The 7,501-nt window shown below is 41.8% G+C and carries 7 protein-coding genes; 1 reads left to right on the top strand and 6 read right to left on the bottom strand.

Going from position 1 to position 7,501, the window contains the following annotated elements; translation table 11 throughout:
- Positions 1-279 precede the first annotated feature (279 nt).
- The 6 genes from NXH67_RS03795 to NXH67_RS03770 form a co-directional block, all read right to left on the bottom strand.
- Positions 280-1,266: a glycoside hydrolase family 43 protein gene (locus NXH67_RS03795; protein WP_022780118.1), complete on the bottom strand. Its 987-nt coding sequence runs from the start codon at positions 1,264-1,266 to the stop codon at positions 280-282.
- A gap of 43 nt (positions 1,267-1,309) precedes the next feature.
- On the bottom strand, positions 1,310-1,906 hold the full coding sequence (locus NXH67_RS03790; RefSeq protein WP_272796464.1) for a TIGR04100 family radical SAM protein: 597 nt from the start codon (positions 1,904-1,906) through the stop codon (positions 1,310-1,312).
- 29 nt (positions 1,907-1,935) lie between these two features.
- Positions 1,936-2,499 carry a TIGR04002 family protein gene (locus tag NXH67_RS03785; RefSeq protein ID WP_272796463.1) on the bottom strand — a complete coding sequence of 188 codons (564 nt, stop codon included), beginning with the start codon at positions 2,497-2,499 and terminating at the stop codon, positions 1,936-1,938.
- On the bottom strand, positions 2,459-3,295 hold the full coding sequence (locus NXH67_RS03780; protein ID WP_272796462.1) for a PfkB family carbohydrate kinase: 837 nt from the start codon (positions 3,293-3,295) through the stop codon (positions 2,459-2,461). Before NXH67_RS03780 ends, NXH67_RS03785 begins: the two co-directional genes overlap by 41 nt.
- Positions 3,296-3,658: 363 nt before the next feature.
- Entirely contained in the window at positions 3,659-4,471 is an 813-nt protein-coding gene (locus NXH67_RS03775; RefSeq protein ID WP_272796460.1) for a class I SAM-dependent methyltransferase, read from the bottom strand.
- Between the two features lie 470 nt (positions 4,472-4,941).
- The gene (locus NXH67_RS03770; protein ID WP_022779866.1) at positions 4,942-5,421 is read right to left on the bottom strand and encodes a hypothetical protein; all 480 of its coding nucleotides are present in this window, start codon (positions 5,419-5,421) and stop codon (positions 4,942-4,944) included.
- Between the two features lie 174 nt (positions 5,422-5,595).
- Between NXH67_RS03770 and NXH67_RS03765 the strand changes: the two genes are divergently transcribed.
- Entirely contained in the window at positions 5,596-7,149 is a 1,554-nt protein-coding gene (locus tag NXH67_RS03765) for a hypothetical protein (RefSeq protein WP_272796458.1), read from the top strand.
- Positions 7,150-7,501: the final 352 nt, after the last annotated feature.

The following is a 7,501-nucleotide window of genomic DNA, read 5'->3' as shown; positions in this document are numbered from 1 at the left end:
CGGCCAGAACTAAAAGCTTGGCTTTAATGTTCTGTCCGTTATTACTTTTGGTTTGTTAATTCTGAATAATTCTCTTGGAATTTTTCAGGGTTGCATTACTGTTTATTTGTCAAGGTGCAGGAGCCTAGAATCCGCTCCACTACTGCCTTTGCGGGCTTTTCGATGTGTCCTGTCCGCAGCGGCAACGTAGATAAATATATCACTGTGCAATATAAGTGTCAACACTTTATTTAACGATTTTTTTCACACTAAATATCAAACCGGATTGTTCATGCATTTTCACATAAAGAATGGCTCACTGCAGGGCGTATTATAACGCCATCTCTCTGCACTTCCGCCGGCAGCATTGTACCAATTTCCGGTTACCTCATTTATTATTGCAATGCTATCGCCGCGCTCTTCCATCTCGAATAAGAGAATTCTCTTCTTCTCATGAATATTGGGACAATGAAGTGACATCATGAGCTTACCTTCGAAGGTCTTAAATAGCATTGCATGTCCGCCATCAAGCGCATATAAAGGGATCTTTTCCTGAATCCAGGGGCCATGCACTGTACCGCTGGCAGATCTGGCGTATCCAACTGTATATCCGCCTCTTTCGGAGAAGCTGGACCAGAGCATTATTAGGGTCCCGGACTCTAATCTGTACAAAAAAGGGCCATCGGTTACAAGCCCTCCGTCAGCAGCAGAATTGCCGCGCCAGGGAGCATCCGATGCCCTGAACAAAATCTCCGGCTCCGATACTGCTTTTGACAGATCATCATTTAGTTTAACTGCGCAGATCTGACCATCATAGACCTGCATCCACTCATGGCAAAATATCATCCAGGGTGCACCTTCTTCGTCCACATACAGTGTCCCATCAAGACAGTGCCAGCCTTTTGGCGTAACCGGGCCGTCACCTACAGGCATAAAGGGGCCATCCGGAGAATCGGATACCAGGCACTGGCATCCGCGGTATTTTCCCTCTGCTCTGAATGAAGAAATAATATAGTATTTCCCCTTCCAGATGTGACATTCCGGTGCCCAATAGTCCTTATCCGCCCAGAAATCTCCTTTTCGAAAGCATACCTTTGGCTCTGAAAAGTTGACAAGATCCGGTGATTTTAACACATAGAAGCATGCCTCATCACACTTTGCCTCAGGAAATCTCTCGGTGTCGACAAATTGGACATAGGTGTAGTAAAAGCCTGATCCGGCATCCGCAAGAATAAACGGATCGCTTATATGTACGTCTCTGATGCTGTAAGGGTAAGATACTGTCATGTCGGAATCCTCCATAGTATGAACATATACAATATTTACAATATCAGGTGAAATGTCTGATCCTAAGTTCTATTCCGGTCTTTTCGGACAGCTGTTTGCACGCTTCTATCTGGTCTTCGGGAAGAACATCCACTATGGACCACTTAACGTTCCCGATCTCTTCCTTGCACTTCCCCGCAAAATCCACCATTTTATCGAAGGCGCCCTCTACCTGAGGTCTGGTAACAGACTCATATTTAGCGCTGTCCGGCGCATTAAGACTGATAGATACGCTGTCGATCACCTTGGCAAGTTCAGGAACAATATTCCTGCCGTTTTCCTCGTTTCCAAGTCCGTTGGTATTAAGGCGGGTCTTAAGCCCTTTCTCCTCCTTTGCAACTCTCGCTGCTTCCAGCAAAATATCAAGGGCACAGGTAGGCTCACCATATCCGCAGAAAACCAGCTCGTCAAAGCCTTCAAAATTATAGCCTCGTATTGCCTCTATAACTTCTTCCTTGGTGGGGTTCACCTGATGCCACAGAGTATCGGCATCCCCCACGCCGTCCTTAAGGAATCTGATGCAGAAGGTGCACCTGCAATTACACTTATTAGTAATATTCGCATAGACTGAAGTCTTGTATTTGTATAGAATATCCGCCATTTTATTATCCTCCCAAGCTTATGTAATTATCAGAACTGAAAAATCGTCTTTTTGATACCGGAAGTGTCAAGGGCTACCGCCAGAATGTAGAAAAAGAGTGCACTTCCTCCGGACTGAACAAAACTACCGGTAAAAGCTGAAAAAATCGCAACCTTCGTACCGAATAAAATCATCTCTGCAATATAATATCCTGTAGCTGAGATTAAAAATGCTATGACCGGAGCAGCCATGTTTCGCTTTGACAAAAGCCTGTTGCCACGGCTTGAAAAAGGAAGTACTATGAGCGATTTAATAATAACAGTTGGTATTACCCACATAGGCGCAGTAAGAAGGTCTGCAATACCGCCTCCAAGAGCTCCCACCAGCATAGCATAGGGCGCCGGCAGTAGAGCTGCTGCCAGGTAGATTATTGTATCTCCGAAGTGAACATAGCCACCGTTCACTCCCACAGGAATATGAAAAATGTATGCAGTAAAAATCACGGTTAATGCAGCCATAACGCCTGTAAGTGCCATCAGTCTGGTTTTTGATCTTACGTTTTCTCTTGCCATCTTATCTTTGTCCTCCAATCCCTTCATACAATACTTTTTCATAGTCAACGCCATAGTTACGGTCCTTTGCATCCGTTCCCATAACAGCTCTGTATATGAAATCTGCAGTTGCCTTAACTGCTTCCACTATATCTTTTCCTATAAGTACGTTACTAAGAAGCGCTGCCGCAAAAAGGTCTCCTGTTCCCGAATAGCTTCGGCCGTTCTGGGGACTTGTTATCACATCTGCACCGTTTGGGTGAACTACCAGATTACCTATTTCCTCTTCGTTCACAGCAATTCCTGTTACCACGATGCTCTGCAAATCATGTGATCTGACTCTTTTGGCGATCTCTATGATACGTTCGATGCCATCGTTGCCGGCTGCGGCCTCCAACACCCTCTCCGGGTCTTCACCGGCAAGAAGGCACAGCTCTGTCAGGTTGGGAGTTATGATGTCTGCCATGGACACCAGTTTTTTAATCTTTTCCAGCATTTCGGCTGAATAATTGGAATAACACCTGCCGCCGTCTCCCATAACGGGATCCACCAGAAGGACTGTATTGTCTGTTTTAAAAGCATTGGCAAAATCCTGAACGTCATCGGCAACCCGGCACTGGGGCATATAGCCGGTCAAAATACCCTCGAAGCTCTCTCCGGCATTTTTCCACTCCTGCCTGCAATGTGACACCATATCCGAGGTGTCGTGCATATAGTAGGAGGGAAAACCTGTCTGCGCGGTCAGAACAGCTGTCGGAACCGGACAGACCTCAATTCCCATGGAAGTCATGACTGATATATCTGCCATAAGTGAGCATTTACCGAATCCTGACAGATCGTTAATTGCAGCAACTCTCATTTTTCCTGCATCTCCCTTACTAATCACTTAAATTAAGTGCAATTATATAGCAGTTGTTGGTAATATAGAAATAGCCAATAATGATATTTTTTATAATACCAGATTATCCCCTAAGCCTATCCGTTGACATAAAAATGCCATGTACCGAATAATGCAAACTCGATACATGGCATTTAATCCTATCTCGTTATTATTTAGCCCTGGCAGCAAGCTTAAGTACTAAGCTGATTCTCTTTTGATTTGCAGATAAATTATTCATTGTGATACCTCTTTAACAAACCACGTTGCATTGTGCGCAATGTGATTGTATCGCATGTTTATCTATTTGCAAGAACTTTTTGATAAAAGAATTATGTTTTATTGTTAATTATCCTTCTTACGGCAGATATACAGCAGATGGTTGGTGTTTCCAAGAAGTTCTCTTTTCTCAGAGAAATGAAGGTACCAGTCGGACAGCTTCTTGAAATCCTCCTCCGATACTGCAAAATCAGCCCTGGGCTCAAGCGGTTCGATCAAGCCGTCAACGCCTGTGGTGGTGATCCATGATACATCTTTTGCCTTGAATAATTCTTCAAACTCGACGATGTCATATCCGGTAAAAAGCTGTTCCTTAAAGTGCCTAATGCCATAATCTTCAGTGAAATTCTCCTCCTGTCCAAACCCCCAGTTGCCGCAAAAATAGTTGGAATACATTATGGCGTAGATTGAAATGAAGGCAAAAAGCAGAACTCCGCCGGGCTTGGTCACTCTTATGGCTTCATCAATTGCCTTATTCACCTCATCTTTTTCATACAGGTGATAGAGAGGGCCGAAAACCAACGTAACATCGAAGGAATTGTCCTCCAGCATCTCAAGGCTTGTAGCATCTCCCCGAAATGAACGGATATTGGCCATACCCTCGCTGTTCTTCCTGAGAATGCCAAGGTTACTCTCAACCAGTTCAACGCTCGTTACATCCATGCCCTCCTTGGCAAGGGCTATAGAGTATCTTCCGGTGCCCGCGCCTATCTCCAATACTCTGGAGTTCTTATCGGCATATCTATGGATGTAATTCATAGTGGTAGCGTATTCAAGCCTTCCATGAATCGACCTCTCAAGGCGGCTGTCCTCTTCATACTGGCCATAGAAACTGCTGACGATTTCTTCTCTTGTTGCTCCTTCGGTAATTAGTTCCATAATCTTCTCCTCCTGAAATTAATATGATATACGAATTGCTCCATGACTAAAGTCATTTTCGCAATTCTGCAAATATTCGGAAAACGCTAATTTACTGCGTAAATTGCTTATTCCTCATATTTGTTCGGGTCATAAAGTCAAAATGCTTAACATGCAAGCATGTACGCATTTTTGACTTTTGACACCCATATCATTAATATAAAAAACCTCATCAAACTAATTTCCAAGTCTGATGAGGCTTAATTACTTATAAATTATGCTAAGATTTTACATCATGCACTTCGAAGCATCCTCATCAAACATAACACAATCAGACCCCTGATCATTATTATTCACGGGATTGGAATCTGATGGTGCGATTGAATTGATGAGTGCGAATCTTATCATAATAACAACATCTCTTTCTGAAAAATATTAGTTGTAAGTATAATTGACAGACAACTTGATGTCAACAGACATTTATACTCTACTTATATATGTTCCATGAAAATCATAGGATGAGCCGTGCAGAAAGGCGTCCTAGCCATGTACATTCCCAGGGTATCATCATTATCATCCATCAGGACCACGGATTCAGGATCTATGCCCGGAAACAACTCTTTTACCTTATCCATGACAATCTCAGGCTTCTCTCTTGCCTCGAGGGTATAGAAGCAATGAGATGCGGGGATACCATACAGGCGCTCCACCATCTCAGACTTCCAGGCCTCATGCCCATGAGGTTCCCTTGATATACAAAAGAGTCTGTTCACGTCATGACTGCAGATATAGTCATAGAGAGGCTTAAGCCTCTTGCAATCAGCATAGATATTCACATCACGAAATTCCGGAGTGCCATCCAGCTCATGATGAGCGTGGTGCTGCCCATAGTTGTAGCTTGTAAGTGTTCCGTCTATATCAAAGAACACGACCGTATCCGGTTTATGAAGAATTTCCCAAATATTCGCCATAATATTTCCTAAACCTCCTACATAACGCTTGTAACAAATAGACCACTACAGCATGCAAATATATTCACCATTATATACATATTAAAGGATAGATGTATCACCAAAAAACCCATTACGCATACTTAAGATGGATTTTACGTGGTATAATAAGGAATATTTGGGAGGGAGTATATCATGGACAATAGTATTAGAAATAGATTATCTGATTTTTTGGCAAACAGCATATATATCATATTTTCTGTATGTTTAATTGTAATTCTGTCTCTTATCATGTTATGTGGAAAAGATAATTATGCATTCAGAAAATCATTCCTTCTCCATGAGATTTTGCTTTTAATTGGCGGTATAGTGCCGCTTTTCCTAGGGGGGGTACTAGCTTCTAAGGATTCCCCAAACCAATTAAAGCAAAAAAAACAGCTAAATATTGCAACCGGAATTTTGTTTATAGCATTAAGCTATTTAGCAATGAACATTTATTTTGCAACCGGATGGGATGCCGGAGTCGTTTTTGACGATGCGAAAGAACTTACCTGGGGAAATACACCCGACAATAGCCTGTACTATTCAATGTATCCCAATAATCAGTTCATCCTTTTTGTGGATTATGTCCTATGTAAAATAAATGCGTATTACGGAGTAATCGATTCATGGGATGGTAGAGCATTCATAATATTGGTGCAGTGTTTCTTATATTCGCTTACCGCACGTACAGTATACGAAGTAATCTATGACGAGACCGACAATAATGGATTTGCCTGGATCGGATGGATAATATTTTGCATTTTATTAGGAATATCCGGTTGGATTGTAATACCATATACAGATTCAATGGGATTGGTATTTCCCATTTTAATTATGAGGCAGTATCAGCTTTTTCGCAGGGTCCCCACTAAAAAAAAGCTATGGCGAACGTTTACCATTACACTTCTATCTTATTGGGGCTACAAATTAAAGCCAATGATACTGATCATGGCTATAGCAATTGTCATAACTGAAATAATCTATGGACTGAAAGACATTAGTAAAAGCGTTATTAAAAATAGAACAAAATACTTCATAGCAATGTTAATGATAGTTGCCATAACTGTTATTGCTTCACAAGGGTTGTTCAAGAAGGCAATTGCTTATACAAGAATTGAAATTGATGAAAACATGAATCTGGGAGCGCTACACATGCTTATGATGGGTCTCAATGAAAGAAGAGGCGGAGCGTGGAATCCTGATGATGTAGCACTATCCTCAGGCATATTAGATAAAACTGAGCGAGCTAATGCTCAAAAACAGGTGATTCGCCAAAGGCTACATGATTATGGTACCTTAGGACTTCTTAACCATCTAAGAAAGAAAACTTTGTCGAATTTTAACGACGGCTCATTTGCCTGGGGATTGGAAGGAAACTTTTATCATACAATTTATGATGAAAAGAATGAACGAATAAGCCCGTTTTTAAGAGAAATCTTTTATCATACAGGAAAGTATTGGAAATATCATCTTGCCATAAAACAGGCTGCTTGGCTAGCTGTATTATTCCTGATGGCATTTTCAGTTATACTGGAAAAGACCAGAGCTAAAACAGTTCTTGTTACATCTTCAATAGGTATGTTTCTTTTTGTAACATTATTTGAGACAAGAGCTCGATATCTTATAGTATTTGTTCCTGTCTTTATCTGCGTTGCGACTATAGATTTGAACGCTATTGTTAATAAGTTTGTACAAAGAAAAAAATGAGCATTCACGAAAATGGCAGAACACAACCAACTACCTGATGGTGTTCTGCCATATGTTTTCATTAATTCGTCTGCTCTGCCAAGAATTTCTGTATCGCGATGTACATTCCAACAGAAAGCAAAAACAATAAATATGCCATTGAACTGATAAAGCTGCCGAGGGAAAATACAATGCCCATATGAACTACCTCCACCGACTCTGCGTCGGAAAGGGTTTCTGTTACGCCGCTTCGCGGCATGAACCTGCAGGCTGCTCTACGCAGCATGCAGAACAGGGCATGTCCACTATGCCCCTATCCCATTGGGTTACCTTTGGGAATACTTTTCTTAAGATATTTGCAGCCCCGTTTATG

The organism is Butyrivibrio sp. DSM 10294, from assembly GCF_028539135.1.
Taxonomy (GTDB): Bacteria; Bacillota; Clostridia; order Lachnospirales; family Lachnospiraceae; genus Butyrivibrio.
The sequence above is the reverse complement of the archived record's forward strand: the minus strand, read 5'-3'. Positions and strand labels throughout refer to the sequence as shown.

Bases quoted from the DNA above. Each gene is read 5' to 3' on its own strand.
- NXH67_RS03795 (WP_022780118.1), bottom strand. From the start codon at position 1,266: ATGACAGTATCTTACCCTTACAGCATCAGAGACGTACATATAAGCGAT.
- NXH67_RS03790 (WP_272796464.1), bottom strand. From the start codon at position 1,906: ATGGCGGATATTCTATACAAATACAAGACTTCAGTCTATGCGAATATT.
- NXH67_RS03785 (WP_272796463.1), bottom strand. From the start codon at position 2,499: ATGAAAAAGTATTGTATGAAGGGATTGGAGGACAAAGATAAGATGGCA.
- NXH67_RS03780 (WP_272796462.1), bottom strand. From the start codon at position 3,295: ATGAGAGTTGCTGCAATTAACGATCTGTCAGGATTCGGTAAATGCTCA.
- NXH67_RS03775 (WP_272796460.1), bottom strand. From the start codon at position 4,471: ATGGAACTAATTACCGAAGGAGCAACAAGAGAAGAAATCGTCAGCAGT.
- NXH67_RS03770 (WP_022779866.1), bottom strand. From the start codon at position 5,421: ATGGCGAATATTTGGGAAATTCTTCATAAACCGGATACGGTCGTGTTC.
- NXH67_RS03765 (WP_272796458.1), top strand. From the start codon at position 5,596: ATGGACAATAGTATTAGAAATAGATTATCTGATTTTTTGGCAAACAGC.